At 66.8% G+C, this 18504-nt stretch carries 16 protein-coding genes and 1 pseudogene; 10 read left to right on the top strand and 7 right to left on the bottom strand.

Annotated elements, in window-relative coordinates; genetic code table 11:
- The first annotated feature begins 82 nt into the window (after positions 1-82).
- Positions 83-307 carry a PLDc N-terminal domain-containing protein gene (locus tag LTH96_RS05660; protein WP_241464767.1) on the top strand — a complete coding sequence of 75 codons (225 nt, stop codon included), beginning with the start codon at positions 83-85 and terminating at the stop codon, positions 305-307.
- 347 nt (positions 308-654) lie between these two features.
- Here the strand turns inward: LTH96_RS05660 and LTH96_RS05665 are convergent, their stop codons facing one another.
- Entirely contained in the window at positions 655-1254 is a 600-nt protein-coding gene (locus LTH96_RS05665; protein ID WP_241464768.1) for a rhomboid family intramembrane serine protease, read from the bottom strand.
- Between the two features lie 327 nt (positions 1255-1581).
- Between LTH96_RS05665 and LTH96_RS05670 the strand changes: the two genes are divergently transcribed.
- From LTH96_RS05670 to LTH96_RS05680, 3 genes are all read left to right on the top strand, one after another.
- Positions 1582-1860 (top strand): hypothetical protein, encoded by a 279-nt coding sequence (locus tag LTH96_RS05670; protein WP_241464769.1) that lies wholly within the window; start codon positions 1582-1584, stop codon positions 1858-1860.
- 425 nt (positions 1861-2285) lie between these two features.
- A complete protein-coding gene (locus LTH96_RS05675) occupies positions 2286-3008 on the top strand; it encodes a response regulator transcription factor (RefSeq protein ID WP_241464770.1) in 723 nt (240 codons plus the stop codon).
- Entirely contained in the window at positions 3005-4141 is a 1137-nt protein-coding gene (locus LTH96_RS05680; RefSeq protein WP_241464771.1) for a cell wall metabolism sensor histidine kinase WalK, read from the top strand. The genes LTH96_RS05675 and LTH96_RS05680 overlap by 4 nt, the downstream gene beginning before the upstream one ends.
- 92 nt (positions 4142-4233) lie before the next feature.
- Here the strand turns inward: LTH96_RS05680 and LTH96_RS05685 are convergent, their stop codons facing one another.
- Complete coding sequence (locus tag LTH96_RS05685; protein WP_241464772.1) at positions 4234-5424, bottom strand: heparan-alpha-glucosaminide N-acetyltransferase domain-containing protein; 1191 nt, start codon at positions 5422-5424, stop codon at positions 4234-4236.
- A gap of 374 nt (positions 5425-5798) precedes the next feature.
- Between LTH96_RS05685 and LTH96_RS13260 the strand changes: the two are divergent.
- From LTH96_RS13260 to LTH96_RS05705, 5 genes and pseudogenes are all read left to right on the top strand, one after another.
- Positions 5799-5915, top strand: a pseudogene (locus tag LTH96_RS13260) (putative RNA methyltransferase); the annotation flags it as partial.
- Positions 5916-5966: 51 nt separating this feature from the next.
- Positions 5967-6641, top strand: a complete 675-nt coding sequence (locus LTH96_RS05690; RefSeq protein ID WP_241464773.1) for a methyltransferase domain-containing protein — start codon at positions 5967-5969, stop codon at positions 6639-6641.
- A 38-nt stretch (positions 6642-6679) separates the two neighbouring features.
- A complete protein-coding gene (locus LTH96_RS05695; RefSeq protein ID WP_241464774.1) occupies positions 6680-7195 on the top strand; it encodes an NfeD family protein in 516 nt (171 codons plus the stop codon).
- 38 nt (positions 7196-7233) lie between these two features.
- A complete protein-coding gene (locus LTH96_RS05700; RefSeq protein ID WP_241464775.1) occupies positions 7234-8466 on the top strand; it encodes an SPFH domain-containing protein in 1233 nt (410 codons plus the stop codon).
- A 77-nt stretch (positions 8467-8543) separates the two neighbouring features.
- A complete protein-coding gene (locus LTH96_RS05705; RefSeq protein ID WP_058889192.1) occupies positions 8544-8885 on the top strand; it encodes an RNA polymerase-binding protein RbpA in 342 nt (113 codons plus the stop codon).
- 108 nt (positions 8886-8993) lie between these two features.
- Here the strand turns inward: LTH96_RS05705 and LTH96_RS05710 are convergent, their stop codons facing one another.
- The 3 genes from LTH96_RS05710 to LTH96_RS05720 form a co-directional block, all read right to left on the bottom strand.
- Entirely contained in the window at positions 8994-9728 is a 735-nt protein-coding gene (locus LTH96_RS05710) for a polyprenol monophosphomannose synthase (RefSeq protein WP_241464776.1), read from the bottom strand.
- Between the two features lie 78 nt (positions 9729-9806).
- Positions 9807-11102 carry a hypothetical protein gene (locus LTH96_RS05715; RefSeq protein WP_241464777.1) on the bottom strand — a complete coding sequence of 432 codons (1296 nt, stop codon included), beginning with the start codon at positions 11100-11102 and terminating at the stop codon, positions 9807-9809.
- The gene (locus LTH96_RS05720; RefSeq protein ID WP_241464778.1) at positions 11095-14145 is read right to left on the bottom strand and encodes an RNA helicase; all 3051 of its coding nucleotides are present in this window, start codon (positions 14143-14145) and stop codon (positions 11095-11097) included. Before LTH96_RS05720 ends, LTH96_RS05715 begins: the two co-directional genes overlap by 8 nt.
- A 96-nt stretch (positions 14146-14241) precedes the next feature.
- On the opposite strand from LTH96_RS05720, the gene LTH96_RS05725 reads away from it, so the two are divergent.
- Entirely contained in the window at positions 14242-15456 is a 1215-nt protein-coding gene (locus tag LTH96_RS05725) for an MFS transporter (protein ID WP_241464779.1), read from the top strand.
- A gap of 99 nt (positions 15457-15555) precedes the next feature.
- Here LTH96_RS05725 and LTH96_RS05730 read toward each other — a convergent pair whose 3' ends face one another.
- Together LTH96_RS05730 and LTH96_RS05735 are read right to left on the bottom strand one after the other, a co-directional pair.
- On the bottom strand, positions 15556-16602 hold the full coding sequence (locus tag LTH96_RS05730) for a LacI family DNA-binding transcriptional regulator (protein WP_241464780.1): 1047 nt from the start codon (positions 16600-16602) through the stop codon (positions 15556-15558).
- Positions 16578-18305 carry a glycoside hydrolase family 13 protein gene (locus LTH96_RS05735; RefSeq protein WP_241464781.1) on the bottom strand — a complete coding sequence of 576 codons (1728 nt, stop codon included), beginning with the start codon at positions 18303-18305 and terminating at the stop codon, positions 16578-16580. The genes LTH96_RS05730 and LTH96_RS05735 overlap by 25 nt, the downstream gene beginning before the upstream one ends.
- Positions 18306-18504 lie beyond the last annotated feature (199 nt).

Below are 18504 nucleotides of genomic sequence, written 5' to 3' on the forward strand. Positions count from 1 at the left end.
AACGATCGGTTTACGGGTAGCGATGGCGATCCATCAAAGGACGTGACGAGCGCCGCCGTATTCCACGGTGTACCTTGAGTTCATGGAGCTCACTGCGATCGTCATCGTTATCGGCGCCGCGCTCACGATCGCGGTCCTTGCGTTCATTGTCATCGCACTGGTTCAGGTTGGCCGTGAGCCGAACCTGCCCCTGCCTCTGCGCCTGCTCTGGGCCGTTGCGATCATCGCTTTCCCCGTGGTCGGATCTCTGGTGTGGTTCGGCCTAGGCAACCCGATCAACGATCAAGTCGCGCACAGTTTCTCCTGAGTCGGTAGATTCGACCGTTGCTCTGACACTCGAGGCAACCGAGAAGCGATCGACTTTATAGGACACTTGCGCAGTGGGCCGAGCGGTGAGTGCGTCGCAGTGCCGCCTGTATGCCTGTCGTACTGCTGCGTTGATGACGTCGATCATCGCAGCGCCCGTAAAGGGAGGTCTTGCGGGCACGTCGCAGCGTCCGCGAGCCCTGGAACGGCCACCATCGACCAGGACCCACCGCAGAAACTTCTCAATATCCCTGTACCCACGCCGCCGCACAATCTCTGTCCGCTTCCCGGCTGGCCTCTTTCTAGGCTCTTCAGCTTTGAGCGCGGTCCGGGTGTAGCCACTGTCCATCACGTCACCTCCTCGGCGTGCGAACCGAAACGTGTCCTCAGCCATCGGCCGTACGCCCACCCGACAGCGATACCCACGAGGTGCCCGACCGACCCCAGGGGCAGCGAGAAAAAGAACACGATGTTGGCGGCGATCAGGAAGCCCAACCATTGAGTTGTCGTGCCGCCGAAGAGTCGCGACGACGGGCGCATAGCCAAGACAGCCGCCGTCACACCGAATACGGCCGCTGAGGACCCGACGATAGTCCCGTCCTCAGCCCACGCCGGGACTGCTGCGATCGCGGCCAGGATCCCCAGTGAACCTGCCAATCCGGCCAGCAGATAAACCGCGATCAGGTCCATGGCACGTGCGGACTGCTCCAGCAACGGCCCGAACGCCGCCAGCATAACGACCATCAACACGACGTGGACAAGCAGCTCGTGGACGAACATCACGGTCAAAGGGCTCCACGGCCGCTCACCCAGGCCCTCTACGTCACCCGGGAGGGAAAGGCGTTCTGCTACATCGTGGTTCACCAACTGGGCGATGTACACGACTATCTGGATCGCGATGATCGAGAGGACGGCCGGGCTTCTCATCAACTGCTTCAACATCATCATCACGCGATGCCCTTCATCAGGTTGAAAGCGATCTGGTCGGCGCTGGCGCTGATGGTCTCCAGGTCGCGAAGTCGTGCAGGAAAGCTGTCACGGCCAGCCGGCAGGAGCTGCCAGCTGCGCCGCCCAATTCGTCCGAGCCGTTTCCGCAACGGGGTGCCAGTCGTTGAAGCTTCTCCCCCTTCTCGTCGCGGCAGAGCTGCCAAGGGAGAGTCCGATGGGATCGATGGCTGTGATGTCGCCACTGCCCCGCCAACTCCCAGCACAGAATGGCTCAGGCATCGGCACACCGTGTGGCACCAGATATTGAACGCGCCCCTTCTAGAGGCGATGGACGGGCTGCGCTTGCGCCTCACCGAGGAGGATGTGCTCCTGGTTCTCGACGATGAACCTTACGCTGCGACCAAGGGTGTGCTCGAAGAACTCGGTTGGGAGCAGCAGGTCTGCCCCGACGGATGGGACAACTTCGGCTCGGTCCAGGTGCTGGAAGTCGACTGCGAGACCGGTAAGGGCACGGGCGCTGAAGATGACCGACGTGCGGGCAGCCACGCCGTGATCGACTATGCGATCCTAGGTGCCAAGACTCGGGGAAAGGCACGCGCGCTTTGAGAATGCTCCGTCGTCGGGCTCACTGCCCGGGCTAAGCAGCTCGCCCATCTGCTCAGACACTCAGAACGACGCATCTGCCTCCGAGCGAAAGACCAGCGGCCCCGATGACGGTGTGGTTCGAGAGGTTGAACATCACAGACGCTGCGTGGCGGGTCGGTTCATCGGCGGCGGTGCGAGCAAGCAGGGTCAAGGGATTGCACTGACGCTGGGACATGTCGCTTAACGCGGGTGAACCAGGATAGATTCGTCGCAAAATCCATCCTCAAGCAAGTTCACGAGCCTCTTGACTTGTGACAACCACACGTTCAATTGGGAAGGGCCATTAAACCCGTCGCGAGATGCTGATGGGACGTGTGAGAAATGCCGATTATGTGACGCCCGAGTCCCTACCGAACGCGTGGCCCCGCCTCGATCAAGGAGCGCAGATGCACACAGCACAGACCGGCCGAATCCTCGTGGTCGACGACGAGGTCGATCTGGCCCGGCTGATCGAGGGGTACCTGCGCAAAGCCGGGCTGGAAGTCGCCGTGCGCCATGACGGAACTGAAGCCGTGGCCGCGGTGCGCGACTTCGACCCGGACGTGCTGGTACTGGATCTGGGACTGCCCGGCATCGACGGGATCGAGGTGTGTCGGCAGGTGCGGACCCTCTCCGACTGCCACGTGCTGATGCTCACCGCCCGGGACGACGAGATCGACAAGATCATTGGCCTGTCGGTGGGAGCTGATGACTATGTGACCAAACCTTTCAGCCCCCGCGAGCTCGTCGCCCGAGTCCAGGCCATGCTGCGCCGAGCCCGCACCAGCAACAGCGAGACTTCCGGAGGGCCAGACTCCCCCGGGCCGGCGCTGGTGATCGAAGACCTGGTGGTGGACGAGGCTGCCCGGAAAGTGCAATTGGGAAGAGAGCCAGTGGCCTTGACCCGGATCGAGTTCGATCTGCTGGCGTGTCTGGCCACTCACCCGCAACAGGTGTTGTCCAGGACACAGCTGGTGGAGTTGGTCTGGGACACACGCTGGACCGGGGATGATCATCTGGTGGATGTGCACATCGGGCGCATCCGTAAGAAGCTCAATGATGATGCCTCCAGTCCGAGGTTCATCCACACCATCCGCGGGATCGGGTACCGGATGGGAACTGGACGATGAGCTCCACCGCGACCGACCGCCGGTGGTCCTGGAGCCCCTTGACGGTGCGGTTGATGCTGGCCCAGACCGCGGTGCTGGTGGTGGGGCTGATCATCGTGGTGGTCACCGCGGTGCTGGTGGGACCCTCCATGTTCTACCAAGAGCTCATCGAGTCCGGTCACGCCTATGCAGCCTTCGGGTTGGTCCACTTGGAAGATGCCTTCCGATCGGTGATCCTGACCGCTCTGGTCATCGGCGGATTGCCGGCCCTCTTCATCGCCGGGATGCTCAGCTTCTACCTCTACCGCACCATCGGCCGTTCCCTGGCATCGTTCAGCACTGCGGCCGGGCAGGTGGCCGCTGGCAACTACGACGTGCACGTGACCTCCACGAAGCTGGGTCCGGAATTCGACTTGCTGGCCGACTCCTTCAACGACATGGCCGAGAAGCTGGCCGCGGTGGACACCACCCGACGCCAGCTGCTGGCGGATCTGGCCCACGAGATGCGCACGCCACTGGCCAGCCTCAAGGGCCATCTGGAGGGCATCGAGGACGGCGTCGTGGAGTGGGATGAGCGGACCATCGGAATCTTCGACGCTCAGATCGCCCGGATGGAACGCCTGGCCCGCGACATCCGCCAGCTCACCGCGGCCGAGGAGGCCACCGCCAGGTTGCAGCTCACCCTCCAGGACCCCGGTGTGTTGGCCTGCCAGGCGGCTGCGGCCATCGAGCCCGCCGCCGCGGTCAAGAACATCGCGGTGACAACCAGCAGCGGCGGCCCGATGGCGACACCGGTGTTGCTGGATCAGGAACGGATGGGTCAGGTGCTGGGCAACCTGCTGGAGAACGCCTTGGGCCACACACCGCCCGGGGGTGCCATCACCGTCCACACCGATAACGCACCTGAAGCGGTCACCGTCACCGTCACCGACACCGGGGAAGGCATCAGTCCCGAGCACCTGGAACACGTCTTCGCGCGCTTCTACCGCGTCCACACCGGCCGTGAAGCTCACCGCGCAGGCTCAGGCCTGGGGCTGGCGATCAGCAGGTCTCTGGTCGAAGCCCAGGGCGGGACCCTGGAAGCTGCCAGCGACGGACTCGGTCACGGAGCCACTTTCCGGATTCGCCTGCCCCGCAACAGAGACCCGGGGTAACCCGCGCGCATCTCACGGACCACCCCGAGAACCTCCCGAAACGAGACGCACCTCCCCCAGGATCAGACGCCCCGTGCTGCGGACTCGGCCTCTCACTTGTTGCTCTTCTCGCTATCGGAGCCCCTTTCCGACAGATCTCCGAGCACCAGCCGACGGGTGCGCTTGACACTGGTGCTGACCAGCTTCTCCAGCGGCCCCTGCCCCAGAGCCCGCTGCCACACCACCGCGAACACGGCTGCCACCACCACGTGGACCACGAACCACACGTAGGGCAGCCCGTAGTGCGCCTCGACCGACAGGGCCACCAGGTGGACGGTGTACAGGGTAAAGGTCATCGCGCCCATCGCCGAGAGCGGCAGCAACCACTTGCCGATCTTCGGAGCGATCAGCAGAAACACACCCAACACTGTCAGGCTCACCCCGAGGCTGGCCGCGATCGCGAGCGGAGTGTTGGTGTGCGGGGTCGCGATCGCCAGCCACCAGCCGGTGGAAGCCGGCAACGAGTCCGGACCAAAGATCAGGACCTGATCCAGCTCGTACCTACTCATCCAAGAGGTGTCCAGGAGTCGTTGGTAGCCGCCGAGCGCGTAGAGCAGGATGTACGAGGTGGTGTGGGCGAAGATCGTCAGCCCCACTCCCACGACCACCACTCGGATCTGAACGGCGGTCTTGCGCAGATTCAGTCGCCCCAGCCCCAGGCCGACCAGCAGATAGGCCATGTACGGCAGAGCCGGGTAGGTACCGGTCAGCAACAGCTGAGACGCGGTGGCCCCCGGCTCGCTCAACACGTCAGCGAACGTGGGGTTGTAGGAGCTCCACGCGGGCAGTTGGCTGAGCAGATTCTGCATGAGCATCGGGGACACGATCCCGAAGACCGCCGCAGAGATGAAGAGCGCCTTGGGGCCCAAGTGCAGGAATGGGATCGCCAGCAGGAAGAAGACTCCGTAGTAGAGCAGGATGCCGTAGGCCGGAGGGTCCTCCGGCATCAGGGTCCCGATCCACAGACCTACGACTGCGATCAACAGCGCCCGCACTCCCAGTCCCAGCCTGTCAGCGGTCATCCGCCTGCCAGTGTGCGGGTTCCGCCCGCCGGAGGTCAGCGCCAGTCCCACCCCGGCCAGCAGGGCGAACAGCGCTGCTGAGTCCCCGGAGAAGATCCGCCACGACCAGCTGGCCTCCCCGGTCTCCTCGTTCCAAGCCGGAAGCAGGTGAATGGCCATCAGTCCCACCAGAGCCAGTCCTCGTGCCGCATCGATCCCCACCAACCGGCGCGTGGACCGCACCAGACCATTCTCGATGCCCCCCGCTTTGGTTTCTGATGTTCCACTCATGTTCTTCCCTTTCCTGCCCGTCCCGTGAGGGGCGGTGAAGCCTGCGGCCAATGGCCGTCGCTGTGGTCCCGGAGCGCCCGGGAACGTATTAGTTCCAGGGTGTCCGCTGCACTTAGAGCCCAGGTCGCGGGATCCTCAAGATTCCATGAAGACTCCACGAGTCATCGACTCAAGGGGAGCCCGTTAGCCTTGAGGGCGTGACCTCACCATGGCCCCTGACCTGCCCCGCATGTGATGCACCATTGAAACTGACACCCACGCCGGATTCCCCAGCTGCATCGACCGGTGCCGAGACCGCCGCAAGGACCGAGGCGATCGCAGGTCCCGTGGCGCCACGGGACACTGAGCCACAGCAGCCGGCGTTGAAGTCGGCGCAGCCGCTCAAGGCGCTGAGCTGCCCTTCCGGCCACCGCTTCGATGCGGCACGTCAGGGTTATGTCAACTTGCTCTCCGGTCGCGGTACCCGTTTCACCCCGGATTCAGCGCAGATGATCATGGCCCGCGAACGTGTCCAGGACGCCGGAGTCTTCGCCGCACTCAGCACGGAGCTGGTCAGGATCCTCGCGGAGCAGATTCCGGTGCACAGACCGGCCCACCCTGGCAAGCCTGGGCTGCTGCTGGACTGCGGCGCCGGCACCGGGCACTACCTGCACCAGCTCCTCGACGCTGCCCCGCAGGCCCGGGGAATCGCTCTGGACCTGTCCATCTCCGGGCTCAAGCGCGCCGCCAGGCACCCGCGAACCCTCGCGCTGGCCTGGGACCTGTGGCAGCCACTCCCCCTGGCCTCAGATTCGGTGGATCTGCTGCTTGATGTCTTCGCTCCCCGCAACGTGAGTGAATACGCCCGAGTGCTCCGCCCGGGTGGACTGGCGGTGGTTGTGACCCCCGGTGACGTGCACCTGACCGAGCTGCGCGAGGCAGGCATGCTCGGAATCCACGACCAGAAGCTGCGGCAGCTCAAGGACCAGATGACACCCACCTTCGGTGCCGCCGAACTCAACGCCCAGGTCAGCGGCAGGGTCCCAGTCGACGCCGGTCTCGCCGCTGACCTGGTGTTCATGGGTCCGGCCGGGCATCATCGGGATCATGATGCGCTGCGCGAGAGTCTGCAGGCCCGTGACGTGGCCGCCGTCACGGTCGACCTCGACGTGAGCCTGTGGCGCGGATAGGCTGAAGTCACGCGTATATGGGTTGATGAGGAGCTGAGATGATCGAATGGTTCGGCGACAACCTCTGGGCACCCTGGCTCGCAATTGCCCTGGGACTCCTCGTGCTGGAGGCCATCACGCTCGATCTGCTCTTCCTGATGCTCGCCGTCGGAGCCGCCGCCGCCACCACCGTGGCCCTCGCCGGTGGAGAGCCCTGGCTGCAGGTGTTGGTCGGCTGTGCCACCGCCCTGCTGATGCTTGGCGCCGTCCGGCCCATCGCCCTCAAACATCTCAAGAAGGGCCCGGCGAACCAGCTGACCAACATCGACCGGATGGCCGGCATGGAAGCCCATGCGCTGGAAGTCATCACCGGCGACGCCGGCCTCGCCGAGGTCGACGGCGACACCTGGACCGCCCGCACCATCGGTGACGTCCGGATCGAACCCGGGATGGACGCCGTCGTCGAATCTGTGGACGGCGCCATCGTCTACCTGCGACCTGCGCGACAGATCAAATGGGATGAGGCGGGCCCCGACACCATCGGGCCCAACACTCCCCGACCGGAAGGCGCCTGAGAGATCTTCAGGCGCGCCACTGAAAAGAACGGAACGTCATGGAAGTCACTGCACTTGTAGTTCTCCTGGTCCTCGTCGCCCTGGTGGTGATCATCATCGCCCGCAGCGTGCGCATCGTGCCGCAGGCTCGCGCCGGACTGATCGAGCGCCTGGGCAAGTACCAGCGCACCCAGGGGCCGGGACTCACCCTGCTCGTCCCCTTCATCGATCGACTGCTGCCGATGCTGGACATGCGCGAGCAGGTCGTCTCCTTCCCGCCCCAGCCCGTGATCACCGAAGACAACCTGGTGGTCTCCATCGACACGGTGGTGTACTTCCAGATCACCGATCCGAAGGCCGCAACCTACGAGATCCAGAACTACATCATCGCGGTGGAGCAGCTCACCACGACCACACTGCGCAACGTGGTCGGCGGACTGAACCTCGAAGAGGCCCTGACCTCACGTGATCGCATCAACGGTCAGCTCCGCGGGGAGCTGGACAAGGTCACCGGACGCTGGGGCATCCGCGTCGCCCGAGTCGAGCTCAAGGCCATCGAGCCGCCGCACTCTATCCAGGACTCGATGGAGAAGCAGATGCGCGCCGAGCGCGAACGCCGCGCCGCGATCCTCACCGCCGAAGGCACCAAGCAGGCCGCGATCCTCACCGCTGAAGGTGAGCGACAGGCCTCGATCCTCGCCGCAGAAGGTGACGCACAGGCCCGGATCCTTGGCGCCAACGCTGAGGCGCAGGCCATCGAGACCGTGTTCAACGCGGTCCACGACTCGGAGCCCGGCCCTGAGCTGCTCTCCTACCAGTACCTGCAGATCCTCCCGGAGATCGCCAAGTCAGAGTCCAACACCATGTGGATGATCCCCGGCGAGTTCAGCGACGCGTTGAAGAACCTCTCCGGAGCGTTCGGCGGACCCGAGTCGGCCCAGCAGTCAGGCATCAGCCTCGAGGACCGAGAGGCCGAACGAGCAGCTCGCACGGAGCGGCTGAAGCAGCGTCGGCTGGAGAAGGCCCAGGAGAGTGCACAGAACAAGGGCAAGCCCGCCATCTCCTCGGCCATCGCGGATATGGCAGAGTCAGCCCGCAGCACCTCGGTCACCGATGAGAACCCGCACTACACCAGCCGTCAAGAGGTCGAGCAGGAGGCCCGCAAGGCCCAGGTCGGCAATGCGGCAGTCGCCGAGTCTCGCACTGAGGCTCCCGCCGAGGAAGGCACCGAGCTCACCGAGCAGCCGGTCTTCCAGCAGCAGCCCGAGCCCATGGAGGACCCGCAGCGCTGATCGAGATGGGAATAACTCTGCGGTGCTCTAGAGTTATAGCTAGGAATGACTCTGCCCATCACACTGGAGGATAATCGATGAGTGATCGCAGTCTGCGCGGAATGCGCCTTGGTGCGCAGTCCATGGAAACCGAGCAGGGCGTCGAGCCGGCGCCGCGTCAGGAGATCGAGTATCTCACTGAGGATGGCGAGCGGATGCGGGTGATGTTCTCCGCTGAGGCCGATGTCCCCGCAACCTGGGTCTCCCCCACCGGCAAGGAAGGCCTGCGCGTTGACGTCGACAGGCCCGAAGCCGAGCCGGAGAAGCCGGTCAGGACCCACTGGGACATGCTGCTGGAACGACGTTCCACAGAGGACCTCGAGGTGATCCTGCAGGATCGTCTCAAGCTGCTCAAGGAGCGTCGCGGCGAGGCCGCCTGACTCCCGCAGCTGATGCGATGCTGAGCACAGAAGCCTGCTCACAGACGGCGACGGCGTCCCTCCCGAGAGATCGGGACGGACGCCGTCGCTGTCTGTGTGTGCTGATCGTCAGCGCTGGCGCAGCTTCTGCCCCAATGTCCGGGCCCGCGCGCGAAGTCCCCAGCGCGTGACGTTGACCATCGCCTCTACAACGATGTCGGAGCTCATCTTGGACTCACCCAGCGTGCGCTCGACGAAGGTGATGGGCACCTCGACGATGGTCTTGCCCATGCCCGCCACCCGGAAGGTCATGTCGACCTGGAAGCCGTAGCCCACCGATTCGATGCTGCCCAGATCGATCTCTTCGAGCACCGAGCGCCGGAACACCCGGAATCCGGCGGTGATGTCGCGGACCTTCAGACCCAGCAGCGTCCGGGAGTAGAGGCTGCCGGCGCGAGAGATCGCGATCCGGTGCAGCGGCCAATTGACCACCGAACCTCCCGGCACCCAGCGTGATCCGATGACCAGGTCAGCCTCATCGATCTTGGCCAGCAGCTTCGGCAGCTGCTCGGGCTGGTGCGACCCGTCCGCGTCGAGCTCGACCAGGACGTCGTAGCCGCGTTCGAGTCCCCAGCGGAATCCTGCGATGTAGGCGCCGCCGAGCCCGTTCTTGGCCGTGCGGTGCAGCACGTTGATCTGCGCGTCCTGGGAGGCGAGCTCGTCGGCGAAGTCTCCGGTGCCGTCGGGGCTGTTGTCATCGACGATGAGCACATCTGAGGTTGGAACTGCCGCACGAAGACGTGCCACGGTGCCCGGCAGGGCATCGATCTCGTCATAGGTCGGGATGATCGTCAGGATCTTCACGAGTCGCTTCGCGTCCTTCTGGGGGTTGTGGAGATGAGGGTGGAGGGTCGAGGACAGTCTACGGTCACGTGCTGGCGCTCAGGCCTGGGCTCCAGCGCCGGATCGAGCGACAGGATGAGTCACCTCGACGCCGTCGATCACAGTGGAGATCAGCGTGGGCAGGGTCGCGCCGTCGAGATAGGGCAGCAGCGGGGTCCGGGCCCGCACATCGGTGCTCCACGCCGCGGTCCGCGAATCAGGGGTCTGCACCGCCAACGAGTCCACCTCCCAGATGGCGTAGGTGGCCCGGGCCCCAGGGTCCAGCTGCGCCGAGGTGGCGGGTGTGCCGCTGGACTCGGGCAGCGACCGGTAGGCGCCGCGAGTCTGCGCGTTGAACCCCGCCCGCACCGAGACCGGATCGCTCTCGTGGTGGACGTGTGCGCTCACCGCTGCCCAGGGGCTCTGTCCTGCCTCGGCGACGGCGCTGACCGGAACGCCGACGCTCAGTGCGGTGGCCAGGTGGCCGCGACCGCGCAGCACCACCTGCACGCCGGTGTTCAGCAGCGACTCCCATTCCTCCCGGGACGCGGAGTCGAAGCCGTGGAGCACCGTGGGCAGCCCACCTGGTGGACTCTGCCGCTTGGCGCACATCTCGCCGGTGGAATCCACCAGGGCCGCCACCATGGTGGCCGGGGTGATGTTCTGACTCATGCGCAGGATGAGCTGACGCTGGGCCAGCGCGGCTGCGAGTCTGATGCTCAGCAGCTGTTCCAGCACGTCCTCAGCGGGGAGCTGCAGCGCCGCAGGGCGGCCGAGTATCGCATCCACGGTGCGGAGCAGCTCCGCGGCGGCCCGCACGGCGTCCAGCCGGTCAGCCACGCCGGATTCGGCGAGCCCGGTGAGCGTGAGCACCGGGTAGGCGCGAACCCGGTGCTCCGCGGCGGCCCTGAATGCGGTGTTCAACAACTCCTGGGCCACCTCGGCCTCGCTCAGCGCGGGCACCGGCAGTTCGATGTTCAGCCGCACGGCGCCGCAGCCCAGGGCTGCCGCCGCGTCCAGCGCCGCAGCGATCCGGGTGCCCCAGGAGCCGACGCCGGCGGTGCCGGGCGCCGCGTCAGCTGCGGCATCTCCGGCGGCATGTTCGGCGGCATGTTCGGCGGCATGTTCGGCGGCATCGAGGTCCACCCAGCCCACGAAGGCGGGCGCCACCAGGGCCCGGTCCAGGTCCTGGATGACCAGGTCGGCGTCCTTGCGCTCTGCGGCGGTCTCGTCAGAGCCGACCCAGGCGATCAGTCCGTCCTCGACCAGCATCGCGTCTGCGTAGGGCTCAGAAGGGGAATGGATCGTGCCGTTGGTCAGCAGTCGCGGCGGGTGCGCGGCACCGGTGCTAGTCATCAGTTGGCTCCTCCAGGTTCTGATAGGCCACCGAGGAGTATGCCACCACTCCCCGGCCGATCAGCTGCACTGCCTCATGACAGCGCGCCGAGAGCTTGGCCGGGGTATGTGGAATCTTGCTCAGCTGATCCAGGGTGTCGATGCATTGTTTGGTCCAGCGCACGAAGTCTCCTGCGGCCAGCGGCGAGTCGTCCAGCGCGCTGCGCAGACTCTGGCCGTCCGCCCAGGCGTACATGGGCAGCACCAGGCCAAGCTCCGGGGCGGCGGTGGGTTCCAGGTGATGACGCTTCTCCAGAGCTTCAAGTTCAGCGTGAACCTCAATCCCGGTCCGCGCAGCCTGGGCCAGGCGCTTCGTCGGCATCACCGGCATGGCCCCCTCATCTTCGCGTTTGGCCTGGTAGACCAGCACCGTGACGAAGGCGGCCAGTTCCTGCGCGGTGAGCCCGGAGAGGACTCCGCGCTCCATGAGCAGCCCGGTGAACAGGTCTCGCTCGCCGTAGATGCGGCGCAGCTGCTGTCCGCGATCGGTCACCGCGAATTCGGTGGCGAACCACTCCTCCGCGGTGAATCCCGGACGCTGAAGCGCCGGCTCGACGGAGATCAGCTGTCCCGGGTCTGCCGGCGGGACGTGTGGCATCAGCTCCGGGTCCACCGCCTCCATGTGTCCGAGCTCATGCAGGACCCCGCAGACCCGGTCGAAGGTCTTGGCGATGGAGCCGGTGCGGCGGTCGATCTTCAGCTTGAGCTGATCGATCTCGCGCTGCAGCTTCCATGCGCGCTCGGCCCAGCGGGCGTGGTCCTCACGCTCGCTGCAGCCATGACAGGGGTGGCGCTGCAGAGCGCTCTGCAGCTGCTCCAGCGACTCCGCCTCGGTCTCCTCCTCGCGGAAGCCGAAACCGGGGGTGGGCGCGTTGGACCGCGGCGGCACCCGCTCGTGCATCGCAGCACGCATCGAGGAGGCGAGGTCCCGGCGCACCTTTGGCACCTTGACCTGGGGCTTGCGCGGGAGCCGGACGCTGGAGATGACCTCGGGCGGCTGGGCGAAGTCCTCGGCGGTGACATTGCGGAACTTGCCGTCGGCGGTGATCACTCCGGGCCGGGGGTCATGTTCGGGCGCACTGTGGACCACCAGGGACTCTCCGAAGCCGCGCTTGCCGCCGACCTCGATGACGTCGCCCGGCTGAAGCGCCGCGAGGACCCGGATGATCTCGCGTCGACGCTGCCGCTGGCGCGCCTTGGCCTGGTCCTTCTCCGCCTCACCGAGTCTGCGGCGCAGTGCGGCATATTCGCGGAAGTCCCCCAGATGGCAGGCCATCGCCTCCTCATAGCCGGCCATGGAGGATTCCCGCTTCGCCACATCCCGGGCGACGCCGACCACCGAGCGGTCGGCCTGGAATTGGGCGAAGGAGGATTCCAGAATGGTGCGCGCGCGTCGTCGTCCGAACTGGGCGGTGAGATTCACCGCCATGTTGTAGGAGGGCTTGAAGCTGGAGTTCAGCGGGTAGGTCCGCTTGGAGGCGAGTCCCGCGACCTGCCGCGGATCCATGCCCGGCTGCCAGACGACGACGGCGTGGCCTTCCACGTCGATTCCGCGCCGTCCGGCACGGCCGGTGAGCTGTGTGTACTCCCCCGGCGTGACATCGACGTGGGATTCGCCGTTGAACTTGTCCAGCTTCTCCAGGACCACGGTCCGGGCGGGCATGTTGATCCCCAGCGCCAGGGTCTCGGTGGCGAAGACCACCTTGAGCAGCCCCTCGGCGTAGAGCGCCTCGACGAGCTCTTTGAAGGGTGGGAGCATGCCGGCGTGGTGCGCGGCGACCCCGTTGATGAGCGCCTCACGGAAGCTCTCGAAGCCCAGGATGGCGAGGTCCTCGGCCGGGAGGTCCCAGCCCATCTGCTCGACCCGGGAAGTGATCTCGGCGGCCTCTTCCCGGGTGGTCAGCACGATGCCGGCGTTCAGGCACTGCTCCACAGCGGCCTCACAGCCCACTCGGGAGAAGATGAACCCGATGCAGGGGAGCAGACCGTCGCGGTCGAGAGCCCGGATCATCTTGGGCCGGTTCAGCCGCGGGCGCCCGGCGCCGGATCCGGAGATCCCGGAGGCGCCCGAGGTCCCCGCGCCGCCGTGGCTGCCGGCCCCGCCTCGGCTGGAGGAGGCGCTGCTGCGCAGCTCCTGGCGGGGGCCGCCGCCCGGTCCGCCCTTGCCAGAGCCGCGAACCGCGCCGCGACCCGGACCTCGACCGGGTCCCCGGCCGTTTCCGCGAGACCGGTTTCCGCCGCTGCGCCGGGAACTGGGCCCTTCGCTCTGATGCGCGAGGCGCTGCAGCTCGGGGTTGACCAGCGTCGGCGCGTCGTCGTCCTCCTCGTAGATGAAGAGATCGTGCAGCTCGTTGTCCACGAACATGTGCTGCCACAGCGGCACGGGACGGTGCTCGGAGACCACCACCGAGGTCTCCCCGCGCACCGTGTCCAACCAGGCGCCGAACTCTTCAGCGTTGGAGACCGTGGCCGAGAGAGCGACGACCTGGACGTGCTCAGGGAGGTGGATGATGACTTCCTCCCAGACGGCGCCGCGGAAACGGTCGGCCAGGTAGTGGACCTCGTCCATCACGACGTAGCCCAGATCCCGCAGCGTCGCGGAGTCCTGGTAGAGCATGTTGCGCAGCACCTCGGTGGTCATCACCACGATCTGCGCCTCGGAGTTGATCGAGGTGTCCCCGGTGAGCAGACCCACCTTGTCGGTGCCGTGGACCTCCACCAGCTCCTGATACTTCTGGTTCGAGAGCGCCTTGATCGGCGTCGTGTAGAACGTCTTGGTGTTGTGGGCCAGGCCGAGGTGGACGGCGAACTCGCCGACGATGGTCTTGCCCGCCCCGGTCGGGGCCGCGACCAGCACGGCCCGTCCTGCTTCCAGGTGCTGACAGGCCTGGACCTGGAAGTCATCGAGGTCGAAGGCCTGAGCCTGGCGGAAGACCCCGAGCTCAGTCTTGGCCTCCGCTGCTCGTCGACGTGACTGTGCGTAGCGCTCGGCCGGTGAACTCATGCTTCCAGCCTATGACATCGCGCCGGCTCGACTTCACGTGGCATCTCCGCCTCCGTCAGCTCATCCCGGGCCCCGCGAGCTGGCTAGACTGCAGCGATGACCACGGCTCCCTCTCCCCGGCGACAGATCCTGCTGGGGGCGCTGCTGCCGGCGTTCATCTTCAGCGTCGGCGCCGGTGCCATGATCCCGATCCTGGCTCCCTTCGCCGTGGAACGGGGCGCCACCCTCGCGGTGGCGGGCATCATCGCCGCGATGCTCCCGCTGGGTCAGATCCTCGCGGATCTGCCCGCCGGTGCGCTGGCGGCCCGAGTCGGCGATCGTCGTGCGATGCTGCTGGCCGCCGGTGCGGCCGCGCTCGGCTTCCTGGCCGCAGGGCTGGCCCCGTCCCTGCTCACCCTGGGCGCCGCCGTCGCTCTGGTCGGTGCCGCGAATGCGGTCTTCCACCTGGCGCGGCACTCCTATCTGACCGAGGTGACCCCGGTGCATCAGCGCGCCCGCGTGCTCTCCACCCTGGGCGGGGTGCATCGGATAGGGCAGTTCATCGGACCTTTCCTCGGCGCCGGGGTGATCGTCCTGGGAGACCTGCGCGCGGTGTTCGCGCTGGCGCTGCTGACTGCAGTCGCCGCGGGGGTCACGGTGCTGCTGGCACCGGAGATCGACACCCGGCCCGCCCGCGCGCCCGGCGTCGCCCGGGCCGGATTCGCCCAGGTGATCGCGACCCACCGCGACCTGCTGCTGACCTTGGGGATGGCGTCGATGCTGGTCGGCGCCATCCGCGGGGCGCGTCAGCAGGTGCTTCCGCTCTGGGGTGAGCACATCGGGCTGGACCCCACCACGATCTCGCTGCTGTTCGGCCTCGCCGGTGGCATCGACATGTTGCTGTTCTACCCCGCGGGCAAGATCATGGACCGATTCGGCCGGCTCTGGATCGGGGTGCCCTCGATGATCTGCCTCGGGCTGGCCATGGCCCTGGTGCCGCTGGCGCATTCGGTGCCGGTGCTCGCCGGGGTGGCGGTGCTGCTGGGCCTCAGCAACGGGCTGGGTTCCGGGGTGATGATGACGATCGCCTCGGACATCGCACCCTCCGACGCACGCCCGCAGTTCCTCGGCGCCTGGCGGCTGATGCAGGATCTCGGGATCGCCGCCGGTCCGCTGACCCTCGCCGCCGGGGCGGCGCTGGGCTCCCTGGCGGCCGGGATCTGGGTGGCCTCCGCCATGGGTCCGCTGGCAAGCGCAGGACTGCTGCGCTGGCTGCCGCGCTATTCGGTCCACGCCAGTCGTCGGACCCGGAGGGCCGCAGGGCTCGAGTGACCCGGAGGGCCGCAGGGCTCGAGTGACCCGGAGGGCCGCAGGGCTCGAGTGACCCGGAGGGCCGCAGGGCTGGAGCAGCGACCGCGCAGCGACACGCGGTCAGACGGGCAGCGCCCCCGGAGCCTTGGCGGTGCTGCGCCGGACCAGCAGATCGAAGCTCAGATCCATATTCTCCGGGTGTGTGCCGCCTGACTCGACCGTGGCGAGGATGAGCTTCGCCGCCGTCGATCCCTGACTCTGGGCGTGCTGGTCCACCGTGGTCAGCTCGAAGAGCCCACCGAGCTCGTGCCCGTCGATCCCGACGACCGAGAGGTCCTCGGGAACTCTGATCCCCAGCTCGCGCGCCGCGAGGACCGCCCCGATCGCCATCTCATCAGAGGCCGCCACGAGTCCGGTCATCCCGGTGCCAGGCATGCCCAGAAGCTGGCGGGCCGCATGGAAGCCACCGGGGATGGTGAAGTCTGCTTCACCGATGAGGGCGGGGTCGGTCTGCAGGCCCCGGCGCCGGAGTGCCTGGTCGAAGCCCTCCCGACGCTGGCTCGGGACCTTGTAGTCGGCGTCGAACCGTTCGGCACCGCCGATGAAGCCCAGCACCTCATGGCCCAGATCGAGCAGATGCGCTGCGGCAAGCTCGGTGATGGCCAGGTCATCGATCGCGACGCCGGGCAGCGTGCCGGAGGTGCCGCCGATGATGACCACGGGGATGCCGAGTCGCTTCAGCTCCAGCTCCTCCCATTCGCTGAGCTCCAGGGCCACGACGACGACGGCGTCGACCCGGCGTCGTCGGAGGAAGGCGCTGAAGATCTCTCGACGCACCTCGGGGTCTCCGGTGACGTTGTACAGGGTCACGTCGTAGCCCGCGCTGGTCGCCTCGTCGGAGATGCCGGTGAGCACGGTGTTGAAGAACCACCGGTGCAGCTCCGGCATGATCACCCCGAGATTGCGCATCCGGCCTGAGGCCAGGCTGGACGCCGCGGAGGAGGCCACGTAGTCAAGTTCCGCGGCGACCTTCAGGATCTTGGCCCGCGTGCTAGTCGAGACGTTGCCCCGTCCGCTCAGCGCACGGGAGACCGTCGCGGCGGACACCCCCGCGGCCTTGGCGACATCATCCAGGCTCGTCATCAGCCGGCGTGCCGGCGCAGCCACACGGTGCAGTCGGCCGGAACCTCAGCCCCCTTCAGCGCAGCGGTGGCGAGCAGCACGTCGTGCTCGGCGGGCAGCGCCACCGGCTGCGTTCCGGTGTTTGCGAGCACCGTCACGTCCTGGTTGGCGAACATCAGCACGGAACCCTCGTTCCCGGGCAGCCAGCGCAGCTGCCCGAGGCCCAGATCGTGTTCCGCGCGCAGTGCAAGCATCCGCCGGTAGAGGTTCAGCGTGGAGTCAGGGTCGGCGCGCTGGACGTCCCGGGCTAGGCTCTTCCAGCGCTCCGGCTGGGGAAGCCACGGCGTGCCGCCTGCGGTGAACCCGAAGGTGTCAGCGTCGGCGACCCAGGGCAGCGGGACCCGGCATCCGTCACGGCCGAAGCGTTCTCCCGCGGTGCGGAACCAGGTCGGGTCCTGGCGGGCCGCATCGGGCAGGTCGTGGACCTCGTCGAGGCCGAGCTCTTCACCCTGGTAGATGTAGGAGGAGCCCGGCAGCGCCAGCATCAGGGCGGTGGCGGCGCGTGCACGGGCAAGACCGGTCTGCCGATCAGGCAGGCCCGGATGGTCTGGCCCGATGCCGCTTCCCTGCGGGTTCTCCCCGGTCAGCGAGAGCCGGGTGGCGTGGCGCACCACATCGTGGTTCGACAGCACCCAGGTGCTCGGGGCACCCACGGAGTTGAAGGCGTGCAGGGAGTCATCGATGACCCCACGCAGCTGTCCCGCATCCCACGGGGTCTCCAGGTACTGGAAGTTGAACGTCTGGTGCATCTCATCCGGTCGCACCCATAGGGCCGCCTTCTCCACGGAGGACACCCACGCCTCACCGCAGAGCGCCCGGTCGCCCTCGTACTCCTCAAGGACCAGGCGCCAGTCGCGGTAGACCTCATGCACCTCGGTCTGTTCGAAGTAGGGCGCCGGGGTCTCCTCGCCACCCATCGATGCGGCGTCGACATCCGGGGTGTAGTCCGGGAAGTCCTGATCCTTCACCAGTCCATGGGCCACATCGACGCGGAAGCCGTCGACTCCGCGGTCCAGCCAGAAGCGCAGGATCCGCCGGAACTCCTCCTTGACCTCGTCTTTGGACCAGTCGAAGTCCGGCTGGCTGGAGTCGAAGAGATGCAGATACCACTGACCCGGCGTGCCGTCGGGCTCGGTGATGCGCGTCCAGGCGGGTCCGCCGAAGATCGACTGCCAGTTGTTCGGGGGCTCCTCCCCCTGGGCTCCTGACCCGTCGCGGAAGATGTAGCGGGCGCGCTCCGGGCTCCCGGGTGCCGCGGCCAGGGCCTGTCGGAACCATTCGTGCTGATCCGATGAATGGTTGGGCACCAGGTCCACGATCACGCGGATGCCGAACTCGTGGGCGCGCGCGAGCAGGGTGTCGAAGTCGGCCAGCGTGCCGAAGATGGGGTCCACGTCGCAGTAGTCAGCGACGTCATAGCCGGCATCCTTCTGCGGTGAGGTCATGAAGGGGCTCAGCCAGATCGCATCCACACCGAGACCATGCAGCTCTCCGAGCCGGGCCGTGATTCCGGGAAGGTCCCCGATGCCGTCGCCGGTGGAGTCGCTGAAGGAGCGCGGATAGATCTGGTAGATCACGGCGCTGCGCCACCATTCGGCGGCAGTCCCATGCTCCTCGGTCGTCGCAGCTCCTCGAGGGGCGACGTCGGCGGTGAAGGTGGAGGTGCGCAGGTCCTGGTGAACAGTCATGTCTCCAGCATATATGTAAGCGCTTCCACCTGGACAGCCTCGGCACACAACCGCTTGCACCGCCCTGAAAAAGTGGCTGCCACACCAGAAACAGCGCATCATGAACCATAAGCGCTGGCCACAGGGCCTTTCCTCCCCTCACTGCCGACTGCCCGCTCAGGGTTGCGTGGATCACATTCTGTCCCCATACTGGAAGCGC

This window comes from Nesterenkonia sp. LB17, from assembly GCF_022565915.1.
GTDB lineage: Bacteria > Actinomycetota > Actinomycetes > Actinomycetales > Micrococcaceae > Nesterenkonia.